Consider the following 15,637-nt stretch of genomic DNA (forward strand, 5'->3'; position numbering starts at 1 on the left):
GTTAGTAAAAAAAATGTCAGATTTGGGCGTTTTTTAACTAAATAGAGTGTTGGCCTTGCGGCGCTGGCTCTCGGTCGTGCTAAGACTTAAGCTGCGCGGGCCAAGACGGCCGTAACTGCGTACGGAGAAAGTGCCCATGCGAATTCTACTGGTTGAAGACAACCGCGATATCCTTGCCAATCTGGCGGACTACCTGGGGCTTAAAGGCTATACCGTTGACTGTGCGCAGGACGGTTTGTCAGGTCTGCACCTGGCGGCTACAGAGCATTACGACCTGATCGTGCTCGATATCATGTTGCCCGGCATTGACGGTTACACCCTGTGCAAGCGCTTGCGCGAAGATGCTCGACGCGACACCCCGGTGATCATGTTGACCGCCCGTGACCAGCTGGACGACCGCCTTCAGGGTTTCAAGTCCGGCGCGGATGACTACCTGCTCAAACCTTTTGCATTGTCGGAACTGGCGGCACGCATTGAAGCCGTATTGCGCCGCGCTCAAGGCGGCGGGCGACGCGAGCTGCAAGTGGGCGATCTGAAATACGACCTCGACACCCTTGAAGTGACCCGCGAAGGGCGTTTGCTCAAGCTCAATCCGGTGGGCCTCAAGTTGTTGGCCGTATTAATGCAGAAAAGTCCTCACGTGTTGCGCCGCGAAGTGCTGGAAGAGGCATTGTGGGGGGACGACTGTCCTGATAGCGACAGCTTGCGCAGTCACGTCCATCAGTTGCGTCAAGTGATCGACAAACCGTTCGACAAGCCTTTATTGCAAACCGTACATGGTGTGGGCTACCGCCTCGCCGAGAGCCGTGATGGAGTTTAAGCAAAGCCTTGCCCAGCGGATCATCATTGCCTTTGCCCTGATGAGTGCGCTGGTGGCGGGGACGTTCGCCCTGGGCATTGTCGCCACCGTTCACCTGGTTGAAGAAAAACTCATTTCAGCGGGCCTGGGCGGTGACCTGCAGCGTCTGCTGCTGATGGACAACATTGCCGACTGGAACCATCGTCCCGAGCCTGACCAGCTGTTTTATTACAGTGGCGGGCGCGGCGATTTCGCTCTACCCAAAGACTTGCGCCATCTTGATCCGGGCTTTCATGAAGTGTTTCGCGACCAGCTGTCGTATCACGCCATGGTTGAAGTGGTCGATGGTCGGCGCTATGTGCTGCTGCAAGACCAAAGTGATTTTGAAGAACGTGAGCGCGTGTTGTTTGCCGTGGTCGTGGTCGGCTTTGTACTGGCATTGGCTCTGGCGGTCTTTTTAGGCTGGATCCTGGCCCGTCGGGTAATGGCCCCCGTGGTGCGTCTGGCGCGTCAAGTACGACATCGTGATCAGTTGTTGGGCCTGGCTCCGCCTCTGGCTCCGGACTACGCGGCCGATGAAGTGGGCGAGTTGGCGGTGGCGTTCGACGCGACGCTGGGACGTCTGCGCGACACCCTGACCCGGGAGCGGCTGTTCACCAGTGACGTGAGCCATGAGTTGCGTACCCCCCTGATGGTCTTGGCCAGTTCCTGCGAACTTCTGCTGGAAAATCCGGCGCTGGACCCGCGCAGCCGCTCGCAAGTCGAGCGAATCTCGCGCGCCTGTGAAGAAATGCGCGAATTGGTGCAGACCTTCCTGATGCTGGCCAGGGCGCAGCACGAAGACGCCAGCATGTCGCCCAAAGTTACCCTCACTACCGTGGCCGAAGGCCTGATCAGTTTGTGGCGCGGCCCCATTGAAGCCAAAGGCCTGACCCTGATCTACGATCCGGGGCATCCACTGGATACGCTCTATAACGCGACCTTCCTGCACGCCGTCATGGGCAACCTGCTGCGAAATGCCCTGCACTACACCGACACCGGATTTATCCGGCTGAGCCTTGAACCCACCGGATTTGTGGTGGAAGACAGCGGTGTAGGGATCCCCGAAGAAAAACGCCAGGCCATGTTCCAGCCTTTTGTACGAGGCAGCGAAAAACGCGGAGAAGGTTTGGGCCTGGGGCTGTCCCTAGTGCAACGGATCTGTGACAGCCAGGGCTGGCGCGTAACACTGACCACCATGGAACCTAACGGTTGCCGCTTTCACGTTGAATTGAATCCGGCAGATATCTGATACGTCTTGCCATGGCCTGCGTTCTGCAGGCCATTTCCCTTTTCGGGTTTAGTCATTAAAGTGGCCCAGAGCCATCATTCGCGGTCTGTAAAACCCTGTAACGTTTGCTCGGGGCATGGCACGAAATTTTCACCCGCTGATGACCTGATGCATACGTTCTCCTGATTAAGGTAGCGCTTACCAGCTTCAGGAGAGCCGTCATGAGCTCCACAATCAAACTCAAGTTTTCTGAAAAGTACGATCAGCAGCACGCCGCCCAGTACCTGGAAAAACATCAGGACGGGCTCGCCCGACGCCTGTCGCACAAGCGTGATGAGCAGTTGGCGCGCAAGGCCCTGGCATTGGCCGGCGAGCCGGGCCTGGTACTGGATCTGCCTTGTGGTGCAGGGCGTTTCTGGCCGTTGCTGGCCGAAAAGACCAACCGCGAAATAATTGGTGCGGATTACTCTGCATCCATGCTGCAAGTGGCATCGCTGGCACAGCCCGAGAAAGTGGTCAAACGGGTACGGCGCTTGCAGACATCTGCATTTGATATCGATCTGCCAGATAACGCGGTCGACAGTATTTTCAGCATGCGCCTGCTGCACCACATTGGTGATGCAAGTCACCGGATGGCTTTATTACGGGAGTTTCATCGTGTCAGCCGAGACAGCGTGATTGTCTCGTTATGGGTCGATGGCAACTTCAAAGCCTGGAAACGCAAGCGCCTGCAACTTCAGCGTGAAGCGGATGGCGGGTCAGACGGTTACCAAAATCGCTTTGTGTTACCGGCTGTGACTGTTGAAGCCGAGTTTAGAAAAGCCGGTTTCACGATTCAGAATCATTTGGATTTTATCCCGCTGTATGCAATGTGGCGGGTTTACATATTACGTAAGAGGTAACCCATGGCCGTTGAATTTGTATCTCCACCCCAAGCTGCAACTGAAGACCGCTTTGAGTACTACTGGCAGCAGCAAGGCGAGTGGGTTGAAGAGCCGAATCAGCGTCGTGGCGGTGAGAGTGGTGTGCAGCGAATTCAAGATGCCAGTGGACGCTTGCTCTATGCCAAACGCCAGGTGGGCCATATTTATCGCAGCTGGCGATACCCGCTGGGTCGGCCGACGGTATTGCGTGAGCGCGATGCGCTGCTGGCCATGAACCGTTTATCGGTAGGTGTACCGGAACTGGTTTACTGCGGGGCTAAACAGGGGGCGGACAAGCAATGGCGGGCACTGCTGGTAACCGCAGCCCTGGACGGTTTTGTTGAAATTGACAGCTGGTACGCCGCCGGTGAGCACGAGCGCCATGGTGAAGCGATCCATGAGCGGGTGCTTGAAACCATTGCCCGGACCTTGGCGCGCATGCACCTGGGGCGTTGGCAGCATGGTTGTCTGTACCCCAAACACGTCTTTGTGCGTGTCATCGGGAGCGGTGAAAGTGCAAAGGTCGATGTAGCGCTGCTTGACCTTGAAAAAAGCCGACAACGCCTGACTCAACACAAAGCTGCTTCGCACGATCTCAAGCAACTGCGTCGCCATTCGTCGTGGAGCGCCGCTGAATGGAGCAAATTGATCTACTTTTACGAGAAGGTGTTTGGCAGCGCCATCAAAGGGTTACGGTGATGAAGCGAGAAATAGCACGAGGTTTGTTTTTACTGGGCGCTCTGGCCATTGCTTCCGTGGCGCTGGCCGCATGGGAGCAGCCTGTTACTCAGGTATTGAGCGGAGCAGGCGGGGGGGACAGTTGCCCGCTGCCGCGCGTTGCGAAAGTATCCCGAGCAGCAACGCCGGATCACGACCTGTTGCTGTTCATGTTTGGTATGACCCAGGGAATGAAGTCTCAGGGGTGAAGTTTTCGAATTGTTGCTGCAGGCATGGCCAAGCCCCCCAAGATCTTTCGGGGGCCTGCCCCAGCGGCAATCGGCAGGTTTACATCACATGCAAATGGTTGTCCCACAGCCCCGATGGCAAATCCAGCGGCGTGGCTGTCAGTTCACTCTGGCGGCAATCATAGAAACGGCAACGGCCTTGGCCGGACGTAACTACAAAGCCATCTTTCACGGCCGCAACTCCCGCACAGTCGGGCAGTGGCGCATCCAGCCGCAAGTCACCGCTGTCCAGATCCCAGACAAAGAACCGGTTTCCCCGTGGCGCTGTCAGTGCGACCAGCCGCAAGGTGCTATGCACCGCCACACTGGCCGTGTAATGGCCCATGGCACGCAGTTGCTGCTCCGCCACCGGGAAAGGCTCGAATGGCTGACCTGGCCGCTTGATCGCCAGTAACTCGGACAATGTGTGGGCGTCGCCCATAAATTGCTGACAGGCAACGATGGTGCCGTCGGTGGCAATCGCGAGATGACGCACGCTGTTCATCTGCTGGCTCAAGGTTTCTTTGCTCAGCAAGCTCCCGTCGCGCTGCATCAGGACCAGACTGGGCTCCATCGCATTGAGATTCATCTCGACCCGACTTTCGGCTTCTGTACGAATGCCGCCGTTAGCCACCACCAGCGTCTCGCCGTCGGGCATCCACGACACCTGATGCGGGCCAACGCCATGGGTAGGGATTTCCCCGCTGTGAATCAGGCGCTCGCCTTCAAAGCGATAAACCCCCAGCAAACCACGCCCCGGATCGGTAGTGTCATTTTCAGTGGTGTATAGCCATTCGCCGTCCTTGTGGATCACCGCGTGGCCATAAAAATGCCGATTGGGCTGCGACTTCAGGGTTTGCAGCAGCTGGCCGTCCGCAAGGCTGATGAGGTAGCTCTCGGTGCCGGGGCGTCGTGCCACAAACAGCGCAACAGGCAGCGAAGGGTGATTGATGATGTCATGGCAGCGCTGACCGACCCGGGTGCTGAACACCAGGGTGCCATCCAGACGGTAGCCGACGGCAAAGTGATTGCCGTCCACATCGTCGCGTGCACTTAGCAGCAGCGGGCTCTGGCCTTTTTGTTTAAACAGTGACCAGCCGCCTAGCGTGACGGCGCTCAGTAGTAATCCACCGAGCTTGAGAGCTTGCCTGCGCATCATCGACCCCTCGTTCATCAATCGCCGTCGTTGGCGTTAAAGCCCAGCTGAATGCCCAGCGCCTTGGCCAGTTCGCCTTCGTGCAGGCGGTGAACCACGTTCAGGCTGTCGTAGATGGCGTTCAGTTGGGCACGACCGGCGTCGTCAGCCAGCATGTCATTGAGCGAACGCTGGTTGTCATTGAACAGCTTCAGAGAAGCGGCATAGGCCGCGTCGATCTTGTCGGCCAACGGCTTTTGATCAGCGGGCAACAAGCCACGCAGGCCTTTGTTGTCGACACCGACCCAGACGGTCTGTGCGGCCGCGAGGCTGGCCGCCAGGCTTTGCAGCGAAGACTGGCTGCGCCATGCATCCGCCTGGAATGGCTGGGCGATACCCTTGCTCTGGCGACCCATGGGCGTGCCGAGTTTTTTCTTCAGGGTGTCGAGTGCCGTGACCTGTACCCGCAACAAATCAGCAATGGCCTCGTGGGAGTCGGCATAGCGCTGGTTCGGGAACTTGGTCATTTGCGCGAGCATGCCGTCCGTGCTGTTCCAGCTGGCCAGAATCTCTTCGGCCAATTGTTTCTGGCGCTCGCCAATTGCGCTCAGCAGCGGGCAATAACGGGCTTTTTGCGCAGCGTCAGCGAGGTCGATATTGCTGTCGAACAGAATGTATTCGTAGGCCGACAGGCCTTGTACCACCACGCTGGACTTGGCCAGTGCATCGGCATCGATCTGGGGCTGGGCAACTACCAGTTGCTCAACCTGACGGCCGACCAGGTTTTTCTTGTCCGGCCAGAACTGTACCTGCCACGAGCGGTTGCCCTCGGCCAGCGGACCGATCAGCAAGGGTTGCAGCTCGGCCCAGGCCTTTTGTGCGTGCAGGAAGTCAGCCTTGGCGGTTTCCAGTGTTTCCTTGCCCTGACAGAAGGCCAGAGCGCTGACCGCCAGTTGGCGGTCAGCTTCGACCCAACGGCTGTAGGTCGGCAAAATCACTTGTTTGGCAATCGCAGCCGAGGTGACGGCTTGCGGGTCTTGTGGCGAGCATGCGGCCAGGGCGATTGCCGCAAGGCTGGTGAACAAAAGCTTGGGTCGAAACATGTCGGGGTCCCCGATCTTGTAAGGCGTTAAAGAGAGTTCAGGAACGCCAGCAGCGCAGCGCGCTGCCCGGCATTGAATTGCAGCACCTGCTGCCTGGCCGGTTCGGCCTCACCACCGTGCCACAGCACAGCTTCGAGCAGGTTGCGGGCACGTCCATCGTGCAAAAACTGGGTGTGACCACTGACTGTTTGCGTCAAACCAATACCCCACAGTGGCGGCGTACGCCAGTCGCGGCCAGAGGCGGCGAACTCGGTGCGATTGTCGGCCAGACCGTCGCCCATGTCATGGAGCAACAGATCGCTGTAAGGATGAATCACCTGATTGGCCAGTTCGGGTTCGGCGGCATTGGGCGAGGTGGTAAACGTCGGCGTATGGCACGACGCACAGCCTGCCTGATAAAACAGGTTTTTGCCGGCCAGCACCTGGGGCGAACCGACATTGCGTCGCGCAGGCACGGCAAGGTTACGGGTATAGAACTCGACCAGGCGCAGGATGTTGTCACTGACCTCGGGCTCGCCATCCGGGCCATTGCCGTTGGGAGCTTGAAGACAGTCAGTTTGGGCCGCGGTGCAATCATCAAACGGTCTCAGGGACGTGGTGAGCCCCATATCACCAGAAAAGGCGTGAACGTTTTGTTGATTGAGATTCGGTTGGCCGGCTTTCCAGCCAAAACGCCCCAGAACAGTTTTTTGTTGTACGTCATCCCAAACCCGGTTCGGATGTCCGGCGATGCCCTTGCCTTTGTTGGCATTGGCCAGAATCGCCTCTTCGGGGATGGCCTCAAGCAGACCCAGGCCAATCATCGGCGGTGCAATCCGTGCCGAGAAACGCGTATCCGGGTGCATCGGGCCATACCCCGGCTGGGTGATTTGCAGCGTCGGTTTGCGCAACTCGACTTCAGTGCCGTCCTTGAACTGTACAAGGACCGGTTGGTAATCGACCCGTACCTTGCCCTCGGGGGCAACGCCGGGCACGGCCATGTCCTGCAACTGGCCGCCATAAACGGGTTCCGGGACGATCCCGGTTTGCTCGATCAGCCTGGCATAGGCGGGCTGGTCGGGAATCGACAGGCGTATCAGCATGGATACCGAATTGATGGCGTCAGGCGCTGGCGGGTGGCCGCGCCCGTCCTTGATATGGCAGTTCTGGCAAGCATTGGTGTTGAACAGCGGGCCCAGACCATCACGCGCGGTGGTGGTAGAGGGGGCGATGACCCACGGGCTGCGAAAGAAGCTGTTGCCGACGCTGAAATCCAGACGCCGGCTTGGCGACAGATTGGCAGAGGGCATGGAGAACGCATTCCGGTCGCTTTTACGCACTGTCGCATCCCCGCCGGAGCGGGCTTCGCCGGGCTCTGGTTTGGTAAAACGCGGGGCATCATCACAGCCGCCAAGGCCCAGGGCCAATAGCAGCAGAGACAGGCGAAGAGGCAACAAAGGCATCAAGCGTCCAGTTCAGCGAGCAAAATCGAGGGCGCAAAGTTTATCAGGGAAGGTGAATTGAAATAAGAGGGATTAGCATTTGGTTTGATTTGGAACAGGTGTGCGTCGGTGCGCAAGATTCCAGGGTTGAGGGGAGTTCCCCCGACCCTGTAGGAGCGAGCTTGCTCGCGAGCTTTTCAAGAACGTTGCGTTTACTCGCCCATCTATATGAGCTCGATAAAAAGCTCGCGAGCAAGCTCGCTCCTACAGAGGTATGTGGTGTCGAATAAAAAAGGCGGCCCGGGGGCCGCCTCATCATTCACTCAAACGCGGCAGATCAAAAATCGTGATCGGCGTTGTCCGGGTTCAGGTCGTTGATGCCCAGCTTGCCGGCTGCCTGTTCGATAGCGCCGGTCTGCTTGACCAGTGCAGCGATGGCGTCGCGTACCACCTGGTTGCCTTTGTCATTACCTGCAGCGATCAACTGGTCGTAGTGCTCGCCCTTGTTGGCAAGATCAACCATGACCTGGATCTTGGCTTCAGTGTCGGCCAGATCGGACTTCAACGTAGCGTCGGTAGCCGGGTCAACCGCCACTACCAGCGACGACAGGCTTGGGCCGGTCATTTTGCTGCCGTCAGTGCGCACGTACTCGCCCAGGTACACGTTACGAATGCCTTTGGCGTCGTAGAAGTGCGAGTTGTGGGTGTTATCGCTGAAGCAGTCCTGCTCGTCTTCAGGGGAGTTGGCTTCCAGCGACACTTTCATGCGCTCGCCTGCCAGTTCGCCCAGCGACAGGCTACCCATGCCAAACAGCATTTTGCGCAGGCCGTTTTGCGGGGTGTCGGCTTGCAGTGTGGCGCGGTAGTTATCGGTTACGTCCGGGGCCCAGTTGCCGACCATGTCGTTCAGGTCGTTGACCAGCAGTTGGGTGACCGCTTTGAGGTAAGCGCGACGGCGTTCATTGTGGCCGCCGGTGGCACCTTCGCCTTCAAGGTAGTCCGAAGCCGGGCGGTTGCCCGCGCCTGGGCCGGTGCCGTTGAGGTCCTGGCCCCAGAGCAGGAATTCGATCGCGTGGTAGCCGGTCGCCACGTTGGCTTCGGAGCCGCCCAGCTCGTTCAGGCTGGCCAGGGTTTCGGGAGTGATTTCGGTCACGTCGACCTTGTCTTCGCCGATCTGGATCTGGGTGTTGGCAATGATATTGGCGTTGGCGCCCGGGTTACCCAATGCGCCGGCGTAGCTGGCGTCAACGTAGTCGATCAGGCCTTCGTCCAGTGGCCAGGCATTCACCTGACCTTCCCAGTCATCAATGATGGTGTTGCCGAAGCGGAACACTTCGCTTTGCAGGTAAGGTACGCGCGCTTCAACCCAGGCTGCACGGGCGGCCTTGAGGGTGTCATCGTTTGGCTTGGCGAGGAATGCATCGATAGCCGTTTGCAGTTTTTTCGCACCGGACTCGGCGTCGCTGAACACCGCATGAACCATGTCGGCGTAATGCGCGACAACAGCTTTGGCGGCTGCTTCATCGACTTTCGCCGCTGTGATGTCGGTCGCTGGCGTTGCGGTGCTGGTCGCTGCTGCCGGCGTAGGAGCCGCCGCAGTTTTTTCCTTGTCCTTGTCGCCACAACCGGCGAGTGAGATAGCAATGGCCAGCAGACTGGCGGTAGCCAGGGGCATACGAATCATGGCGAAAATCCTGCTTCGAGAGGTGGGACAAGCGTGCGGCTGCACACAAAACTGCGACATGATGCGAAAGATATGCATTTTGTGTAAAGGGTAGTGTTGTAAATATTTCTTATTTACATGAGCCCGGGCCGGATTCAGGCTCAATAATCAAACACCGCCCTGCCCACCAAGGACACCGGTCGCCTGCGCCTGTTTCAGGTAAACGCTCAGCTCCCGCGCACCAAGGGGTTTGCTGTACAGATAGCCCTGGCCCTCATGACAACCTTCATTGATCACATAGGCTTCTTGTTCGAGGGTCTCGACGCCTTCGGCAATCACCTGCATGCCGAGGCTTTTACCCAGCTGAATAATCGCCCGCACGATAGTGGCATCGTCGTCATCGTCAACCAGGTCCTGGACAAAGCTTTTATCAATCTTGATTTTGTCCAGCGGCAGGCTCTTGAGGTAGCTCAGCGATGAATAGCCGGTGCCAAAGTCATCGATTGCGATGAGGGCTCCGGAGCGGCGCAGGCTCAGCAGGTGTTGGGCGGCAGTGCCGATGTCTTCCATCAGGCCGGTTTCCGTGACTTCCAGCTCCAGGCTGCGTGGCGGCAAACGGTAGTCCAGCATCAGGTTATTGACCACCCGCGGCAGTTCGACGTGGTGGAGTTGTACGGTAGAAAGGTTGACTGCCATGCGCAGCTCACTGAAGCCCTGATCGTGCCATTCGCGCAGTTGGCGGCAGGCCTGGTCCAGCACCCACTCGCCGATGGCAATGATGCTGCCGTTTTTTTCCGCCAGCGGAATAAACAGGTCTGCAGGGACCATACCGTGCTCCGGGTGTTGCCAGCGCAGCAACGCCTCGACACCGACCACCCGATGGTCGCTGTAACGGATCTGGGGCTGGTAGACGAGGTGGAGCTGGTTTCTGGGCAGTGCTTCGCGCAGGTCTTTTTCCAGTTCGCGCCGGCGCCGCATCTCGCGGTCGACGCTGGCGATGTAAAACTGATAACGGCTGCGCGAGCGGCTTTTGGCCAGGGTCATGGTTTGCTCGGCTTTTTGCAGCAACTGCTCGAAGGTGTCGCCATCCTCGGGAAACAGGGTGATGCCAATCGTGGCGCGCAAGCGGATGTTTTGCCCGTCTATATGGAAGGGCGTTTCGAGTTCATCAAGGATGCCCTGGGCCTGCTCGGCGGCTTCGTAGGGTTGCTCGATATGCGCTTGAACCAGCGCGAACTGGTCACCGCCCAGGCGTGCCAGAGCCCCCGGGCTGGCGCTGTGGGCACGAATACGATCAGTCAGGGCCTGCAACAGCCGGTCGCCGGTTTGATAGCCAAACTGTTCGTTGATGCTTTTGAAATCGTCGAGCCCCACACACAAGACGGCAACTCGGCGTTGCGAACGGCGGGCTTCCAGCAGAATTTTCCCCAGCTGGGTCTGTAGTTGCTGTCGGTTAGGCAGGCCGGTCAGAAAGTCGTACTGAGCCATACGCAACAACGAGTTTTCCGCTTCGCGGCGCAAATCGGTATTGCGCTCGATGGAGGCCAGCAGCTGGTTGGCGGTGTTAACCCACAGCCCCAGTTCATTGTGCTCGTGGCCTTTGAGTGGTGCCATTAATTGCTCACCGGGGCGGTCAGGATTAATGCTGGTCAGGTGCCGGATGATTTTGGACAGGGGTTTGGTCAGAAGCCAGTGATAAACCAGATACAGCACCAGTGCCATCAACAATGCGCGCAACACACCGGAGATGAAAATGATCACGGCGTTGGTAACAAAATCTCTGCCGTACGTGGCCGTGTCGAGCGTTATGTTCAAGTCGCCGTAATACTCGCTGCCCGGGTCACGGTTCATCAGCGCAATGCTGTCCGTGTATTGCCGGCCCAAAATAAGGTCGGTCAGCCATCGGCTTGACGAGTTGTGCAAGGGGCGTGATTTTTCGGCAAGGATGGCTTGATTGGGGTGTCCGATGGACGCCTGGCGTACGGCATCGTCCTGGAACAGGCCTTCGATGACCTGCATGGCCATATCGTGGTCCAGGCTATATACCGCCTGCGTTGAGGGATCGCGGAACATGTCGAGGATGCGCTCGGCATCATTGGCCACGGCCTGGCGGGTTTCGTAGGCATCGAAAACGATTTGCGCGCAACCAAGCACTGCTCCTACGGCCAGCGCCGACAGCAGCACCATTCGCAGCAACTTGACCGATAAGCTGTGTTTGACTTCCTGCTTCAAAGCGCTCTTCCTTGTTTCTGCCGATAATGCCTTTTGCCATGGGGCTGAATGACTGTTGCGGATGTTCGAGGCAGCAATTGCGCAAGGTCAACACTGGCTATTGTGTCGGTATATTGCTTGGTTAACTTGAGTGGCTGAACAAAATAAATCCGGCCCTTGATACCGGCTTGCCGAAATGTCCCGCCGTGTGCGCTTCGGCGCTTTTAAACAGGCAAAAAAAAACCCGGCATGCCGGGTTTTTTTTACCTGGAGTCAGGCTTATGCAGTAAAGGTTTTGCCTTCGAACTGCTCAGCAACGAACTTCCAGTTAACGAGGTTCCAGAACGCTTCAACATACTTCGGACGTACGTTGCGGTAGTCGATGTAGTAGGCGTGTTCCCAAACGTCGCAGGTCAGCAGCGGGGTGTCGCCGCTGGTCAGCGGGTTGCCGGCGCCAATGGTGCTGGCCAGGGCCAGGGAGCCGTCAGCTTTCTTCACCAGCCAGCCCCAGCCGGAGCCGAAAGTGCCGATGGAAGTCTTGCTGAACTCTTCCTTGAACTTGTCGAACGAACCGAAAGCTGCGTTGATGGCATCAGCCAGCGCGCCGGTAGGTTGGCCGCCGCCGTTTGGCGTCATGCAGTTCCAGTAAAAAGTGTGGTTCCAGACCTGAGCGGCGTTGTTGAAGATACCGCCCGAAGAGGTTTTAACGATCTCTTCCAGGGTTTTGCCTTCGAACTCGGTGCCTGGCACCAGGTTGTTCAGGTTCACGACATAGGTGTTGTGGTGCTTGTCGTGGTGAAACTCCAGGGTTTCTTTGGAGATGTGCGGCTGCAGGGCATCGTGTGCGTAGGGCAGCGGCGGCAATTCGAAAGCCATGATGATTCTCCTAATCAGGTCAGTTGCGATGAGCGCAAGGCCGATCACGGGCGGCCAAACACGCGCCGACGAGTTTTTACTCTTAGCGGCGCAGGGGCTGGATCATAGCACCGGGGGTGCGGCAAAACCACGCAACAACTGTGTGGGATAGAGGTTCCAAAGATTTTGCAAGCGCTCTGGCCAGCATCAAGCAGCACTTATTAATTGATACGCCACGCTGAACATCATCACCGCCACCAGCAAGTCCAGCAAACGCCAGGTCGCCGGACGTGCCAGCCACGGCGCCAGCCAGGCGGCGCCAAGAGCCAGGGCGGAGAACCACAGCAGTGAAGCACTGGCTGCCCCTGCGACATAAGCGCCGGGTTCGGTTTGCTGGGCGCCCAGGGAGCCGATCAGCAGCACCGTGTCCAGATACACATGGGGGTTGAGCAGAGTGACTGCCAGGGCACTGAGCATGACTGCGCGCAACGAGCGCACCTTGTGGTTTTCACCTTGACCCAGGCTTTGTTTCGAACAGGCCCGGCGCAGCGCCAGGGTGCCGTACCACAGCAGGAACGCTGCCCCGCCCCAGCGGGCAATGGCCAGCAACAAAGGGTTCTGGGCCAGCACCGTCGCCAGGCCAAATACCCCGGCAGCGACCAGCAGAGCGTCACATACCACGCACAGGGCCGCCACCGGCAGGTGATGTTCCCGGCGCAGGCTTTGTGCCAGAACAAAGGCGTTTTGAGTGCCAATGGCCATGATCAAACCCAGGGCTACCAGCAAGCCGTTCACATAACTTTGCCACATCGTCTTTACTCCGCGCTGGCTGCCAATTGACCCAGAACTGCCATGGCGCGGGCGGCATCGCTGCGCCCGACAAACAGATGGTCGTGGTAGTAACCGGCAATCACGTTGCAACTGATCCCGGCCTGGCCCAAAGCACTGGCGAAGGCGGCTGTCAGACCCACTGCCTGCAGCGCCGAATGCACGTTCAGCGTGATCCAGGCGGCGATGTAGTCATAGCCAAGCCCGGCCTGTTCAGCCTGCTGGCGTTCGACAATCACCGTCAGGCCTTCCTGTTCCCGAAAGCTGCCGATCACCTCACAACCGTCCGGGATGCGATGGTCGGGGAGGGTGCAAAACACATAGTCGCCCTCATTGAGATGCGGGCTCATGCTGCGCAACAAAGTTGCCAGGGCGGTTTCGCCAGCCATGGAGGGATCCTTGAAGAATGGAAAGTGATGCTGGCTATTCTCGGGGCTGAAGCTGTATAAGAAAAACCAATATTGCTGATCGCTCATTAGGAAAACTGATGTTCGACTATAAATTGCTCTCTGCGCTTGCCGCAGTGGTAGAACAGGCCGGTTTTGAGCGTGCAGCGCAGGTGCTTGGACTGTCACAATCGGCCATTTCCCAGCGGATCAAACTGCTGGAGGCGCGAATCGGCCAGCCGGTGCTGATTCGCGCGACGCCGCCGAGCCCGACCGAAATTGGCCGGCGTTTGCTCAACCACGTCCAGCAAGTGCGTTTACTTGAGCGCGATTTGCAGAGTGCAGTACCGGCACTCGATGATGAAGGTCTGCCCGAGCGCCTGCGGATTGCCTTGAATGCCGACAGCCTGGCAACGTGGTGGGCCACGGCGGTCGGTGACTTTTGTGCCGACCAGCACCTGTTGCTGGACCTGGTGGTTGAAGATCAAAACGTGGGTCTCAAGCGGATGCGGGCTGGTGAAGTGGCTGCCTGCCTGTGTGCCAGCGAACGCCCGGTGGCCGGCGCCCGCAGTGTATTGCTGGGGGCCATGCGTTACCGGGCGCTGGCGAGCCCGGCATTTATTGCCCGGCATTTTCCCGGCGGCGTGAGTGCTGAGTTATTGCCCAAAACACCTGCGCTGGTATTCGGCCCGGATGACTTTTTGCAACATCGCTACCTGGCAATGCTTGGGGTAGACGGCGGATTCGAGCACCATTTGTGTCCGTCTTCCGAAGGCTTTATTCGCCTAACCGAAGCCGGACTTGGCTGGGGGCTGGTCCCCGAATTACAGGTGCGCGAGCAGTTGGCAAGCGGGGGGCTGGTGGAGCTTTTGCCAGATAAACCGATCGACGTGCCACTGTACTGGCATCATTGGCGCAACGGTGGGCAACTGCTGGGGCAATTGACCGAACATTTAACTCGCTCGGCGCCCCGCTGGTTAGTGCCTTTGGCCTGACAACCAGCGTTTAAACAGCAGGCAACAAGAATTACAGCATTTGGAGTGATTGATGAAGATTCTGGTCACCGGCGCGAGCGGCTTTATAGGCGGACGCTTCGCGCGTTCAGCCCTGGAGCAGGGCTTTGACGTACGGGTCAGCGGGCGACGGGCCGAAGGTGTTGAACACCTGGTGCGGCGTGGGGCTGAATTTATCCCGGGTGATTTGACCGATGGCTTGCTGGTGCGCGATTTGTGTGTCGATGTCGATGCCGTGGTGCATTGTGCTGGCCACACGGGCGCCTGGGGTCGTTATCAGGACTTCCACCGCGACAACGTGCTGGTCACCGAAAACGTGGTGGAAGCCTGCTTGAAGCAACGCGTGCGACGTCTGGTGCACCTGTCTTCGGCATCACTGTATTTCGATGGCCGTTCACATACCGACCTGACGGAAGACCAGTTGCCCAGGCGTTTCCGGCATCCCTATGCCGCGACCAAAAACCTGGCCGAACAAAAGGTTTTCGGTGCTCAGGAGTTTGGCCTTGAAGTGATTGCCCTGCGTCCGCGATTCGTCACCGGAGCGGGAGATATGAGCCTCTTCCCGCGCTTGCTCAAACTGCAGCGCAAAGGTCGTCTGGCAATCGTGGGCAATGGCCTGAACAAGGTCGATTTCACCAGCATCCAAAACCTCAACGAAGCGTTGATGAGCAGTCTGCTGACCACGGGGTCGGCCGTGGGCAAGGCCTACAACATCAGTAATGGCACACCGATCCCGCTGTGGGACGTGATCAATTACGTGATGCGCCAAATGAACGTGCCGCAAGTCACCCGCTATCGTGGCTACGGCCTGGCCTACAGCCTGGGAGCACTCAGCGAGGCTGCCTGTAAAATGTGGCCGGGTCAGCCCGAGCCGACGCTCTCGCGTTTGGGCGTGCAGATCATGGACAAGGACTTTACCCTCGACATCAGCCGCGCCCGGCACTACCTGGACTACGACCCTAAAGTCAGTCTATGGGCGGCGCTTGATGAGTTTTGCGGCTGGTGGAAAGCCCAGGAATCGCCTTACCGTTAACCCTCTGGTGCCTGAAGCTTGTACCTTGAGGCTATTTTCAGGATTCAACAAAA

Annotated in this window: 15 protein-coding genes; 7 read left to right on the forward strand and 8 right to left on the reverse strand. The window is 58.3% G+C overall.

The window, feature by feature from the left end; all coding sequences use genetic code 11:
• Positions 1 to 136: 136 nt before the first annotated feature.
• The 5 genes from colR to ACP7BO_RS03310 all read left to right on the forward strand — a co-directional run bounded on the left by colR (position 137) and on the right by ACP7BO_RS03310 (position 3,918).
• Complete coding sequence (gene colR / locus ACP7BO_RS03290) at positions 137 to 820, forward strand: two-component system response regulator ColR (RefSeq protein ID WP_060690978.1); 684 nt, start codon at positions 137 to 139, stop codon at positions 818 to 820.
• Positions 810 to 2,090: a sensor histidine kinase gene (locus tag ACP7BO_RS03295; protein ID WP_060690979.1), complete on the forward strand. Its 1,281-nt coding sequence runs from the start codon at positions 810 to 812 to the stop codon at positions 2,088 to 2,090. The genes colR and ACP7BO_RS03295 overlap by 11 nt, the downstream gene beginning before the upstream one ends.
• Before the next feature lie 200 nt (positions 2,091 to 2,290).
• Complete coding sequence (locus tag ACP7BO_RS03300) at positions 2,291 to 2,971, forward strand: class I SAM-dependent methyltransferase (protein WP_397455920.1); 681 nt, start codon at positions 2,291 to 2,293, stop codon at positions 2,969 to 2,971.
• A gap of 3 nt (positions 2,972 to 2,974) precedes the next feature.
• Positions 2,975 to 3,691: a lipopolysaccharide kinase InaA family protein gene (locus ACP7BO_RS03305; RefSeq protein WP_426208588.1), complete on the forward strand. Its 717-nt coding sequence runs from the start codon at positions 2,975 to 2,977 to the stop codon at positions 3,689 to 3,691.
• On the forward strand, positions 3,691 to 3,918 hold the full coding sequence (locus tag ACP7BO_RS03310) for a hypothetical protein (RefSeq protein ID WP_060690982.1): 228 nt from the start codon (positions 3,691 to 3,693) through the stop codon (positions 3,916 to 3,918). Before ACP7BO_RS03305 ends, ACP7BO_RS03310 begins: the two co-directional genes overlap by 1 nt.
• 79 nt (positions 3,919 to 3,997) lie before the next feature.
• Here the strand turns inward: ACP7BO_RS03310 and ACP7BO_RS03315 are convergent, their stop codons facing one another.
• From ACP7BO_RS03315 to ACP7BO_RS03350, 8 genes are all read right to left on the reverse strand, one after another.
• Positions 3,998 to 5,095 (reverse strand): DUF1513 domain-containing protein, encoded by a 1,098-nt coding sequence (locus ACP7BO_RS03315; protein WP_426208590.1) that lies wholly within the window; start codon positions 5,093 to 5,095, stop codon positions 3,998 to 4,000.
• Between the two features lie 14 nt (positions 5,096 to 5,109).
• Positions 5,110 to 6,174 carry an imelysin family protein gene (locus ACP7BO_RS03320; protein WP_060690984.1) on the reverse strand — a complete coding sequence of 355 codons (1,065 nt, stop codon included), beginning with the start codon at positions 6,172 to 6,174 and terminating at the stop codon, positions 5,110 to 5,112.
• 26 nt (positions 6,175 to 6,200) lie between these two features.
• On the reverse strand, positions 6,201 to 7,616 hold the full coding sequence (locus ACP7BO_RS03325; protein WP_426208592.1) for a di-heme oxidoredictase family protein: 1,416 nt from the start codon (positions 7,614 to 7,616) through the stop codon (positions 6,201 to 6,203).
• A gap of 316 nt (positions 7,617 to 7,932) precedes the next feature.
• Positions 7,933 to 9,279, reverse strand: a complete 1,347-nt coding sequence (locus ACP7BO_RS03330; RefSeq protein ID WP_397455924.1) for an imelysin family protein — start codon at positions 9,277 to 9,279, stop codon at positions 7,933 to 7,935.
• Between the two features lie 147 nt (positions 9,280 to 9,426).
• Positions 9,427 to 11,445, reverse strand: a complete 2,019-nt coding sequence (locus ACP7BO_RS03335) for a putative bifunctional diguanylate cyclase/phosphodiesterase (protein WP_426208917.1) — start codon at positions 11,443 to 11,445, stop codon at positions 9,427 to 9,429.
• Between the two features lie 303 nt (positions 11,446 to 11,748).
• Positions 11,749 to 12,345, reverse strand: a complete 597-nt coding sequence (locus ACP7BO_RS03340) for a superoxide dismutase (protein ID WP_060690988.1) — start codon at positions 12,343 to 12,345, stop codon at positions 11,749 to 11,751.
• 186 nt (positions 12,346 to 12,531) lie between these two features.
• Positions 12,532 to 13,134, reverse strand: a complete 603-nt coding sequence (locus ACP7BO_RS03345) for a LysE/ArgO family amino acid transporter (RefSeq protein WP_397455925.1) — start codon at positions 13,132 to 13,134, stop codon at positions 12,532 to 12,534.
• Positions 13,135 to 13,139: 5 nt separating this feature from the next.
• Entirely contained in the window at positions 13,140 to 13,541 is a 402-nt protein-coding gene (locus tag ACP7BO_RS03350) for an ACT domain-containing protein (RefSeq protein ID WP_060690990.1), read from the reverse strand.
• Between the two features lie 98 nt (positions 13,542 to 13,639).
• On the opposite strand from ACP7BO_RS03350, the gene ACP7BO_RS03355 reads away from it, so the two are divergent.
• Together ACP7BO_RS03355 and ACP7BO_RS03360 are read left to right on the forward strand one after the other, a co-directional pair.
• The gene (locus ACP7BO_RS03355; RefSeq protein ID WP_060690991.1) at positions 13,640 to 14,533 is read left to right on the forward strand and encodes a LysR family transcriptional regulator ArgP; all 894 of its coding nucleotides are present in this window, start codon (positions 13,640 to 13,642) and stop codon (positions 14,531 to 14,533) included.
• Positions 14,534 to 14,585: 52 nt separating this feature from the next.
• Positions 14,586 to 15,584 carry an NAD-dependent epimerase/dehydratase family protein gene (locus ACP7BO_RS03360; protein ID WP_397455927.1) on the forward strand — a complete coding sequence of 333 codons (999 nt, stop codon included), beginning with the start codon at positions 14,586 to 14,588 and terminating at the stop codon, positions 15,582 to 15,584.
• The last annotated feature ends 53 nt before the right edge of the window (positions 15,585 to 15,637 follow it).

Source organism: Pseudomonas sp. TWR2-1-1, from assembly GCF_049897045.1.
GTDB classification, from domain to species: Bacteria; Pseudomonadota; Gammaproteobacteria; order Pseudomonadales; family Pseudomonadaceae; genus Aquipseudomonas; species Aquipseudomonas versuta.

Bases quoted from the DNA above. Each gene is read 5' to 3' on its own strand.
- colR (WP_060690978.1), top strand. From the start codon at position 137: ATGCGAATTCTACTGGTTGAAGACAACCGCGATATCCTTGCCAATCTG.
- ACP7BO_RS03295 (WP_060690979.1), top strand. From the start codon at position 810: ATGGAGTTTAAGCAAAGCCTTGCCCAGCGGATCATCATTGCCTTTGCC.
- ACP7BO_RS03300 (WP_397455920.1), top strand. From the start codon at position 2,291: ATGAGCTCCACAATCAAACTCAAGTTTTCTGAAAAGTACGATCAGCAG.
- ACP7BO_RS03305 (WP_426208588.1), top strand. From the start codon at position 2,975: ATGGCCGTTGAATTTGTATCTCCACCCCAAGCTGCAACTGAAGACCGC.
- ACP7BO_RS03310 (WP_060690982.1), top strand. From the start codon at position 3,691: ATGAAGCGAGAAATAGCACGAGGTTTGTTTTTACTGGGCGCTCTGGCC.
- ACP7BO_RS03315 (WP_426208590.1), bottom strand. From the start codon at position 5,095: ATGATGCGCAGGCAAGCTCTCAAGCTCGGTGGATTACTACTGAGCGCC.
- ACP7BO_RS03320 (WP_060690984.1), bottom strand. From the start codon at position 6,174: ATGTTTCGACCCAAGCTTTTGTTCACCAGCCTTGCGGCAATCGCCCTG.
- ACP7BO_RS03325 (WP_426208592.1), bottom strand. From the start codon at position 7,616: ATGCCTTTGTTGCCTCTTCGCCTGTCTCTGCTGCTATTGGCCCTGGGC.
- ACP7BO_RS03330 (WP_397455924.1), bottom strand. From the start codon at position 9,279: ATGATTCGTATGCCCCTGGCTACCGCCAGTCTGCTGGCCATTGCTATC.
- ACP7BO_RS03335 (WP_426208917.1), bottom strand. From the start codon at position 11,445: ATGGTGCTGCTGTCGGCGCTGGCCGTAGGAGCAGTGCTTGGTTGCGCG.
- ACP7BO_RS03340 (WP_060690988.1), bottom strand. From the start codon at position 12,345: ATGGCTTTCGAATTGCCGCCGCTGCCCTACGCACACGATGCCCTGCAG.
- ACP7BO_RS03345 (WP_397455925.1), bottom strand. From the start codon at position 13,134: ATGTGGCAAAGTTATGTGAACGGCTTGCTGGTAGCCCTGGGTTTGATC.
- ACP7BO_RS03350 (WP_060690990.1), bottom strand. From the start codon at position 13,541: ATGGCTGGCGAAACCGCCCTGGCAACTTTGTTGCGCAGCATGAGCCCG.
- ACP7BO_RS03355 (WP_060690991.1), top strand. From the start codon at position 13,640: ATGTTCGACTATAAATTGCTCTCTGCGCTTGCCGCAGTGGTAGAACAG.
- ACP7BO_RS03360 (WP_397455927.1), top strand. From the start codon at position 14,586: ATGAAGATTCTGGTCACCGGCGCGAGCGGCTTTATAGGCGGACGCTTC.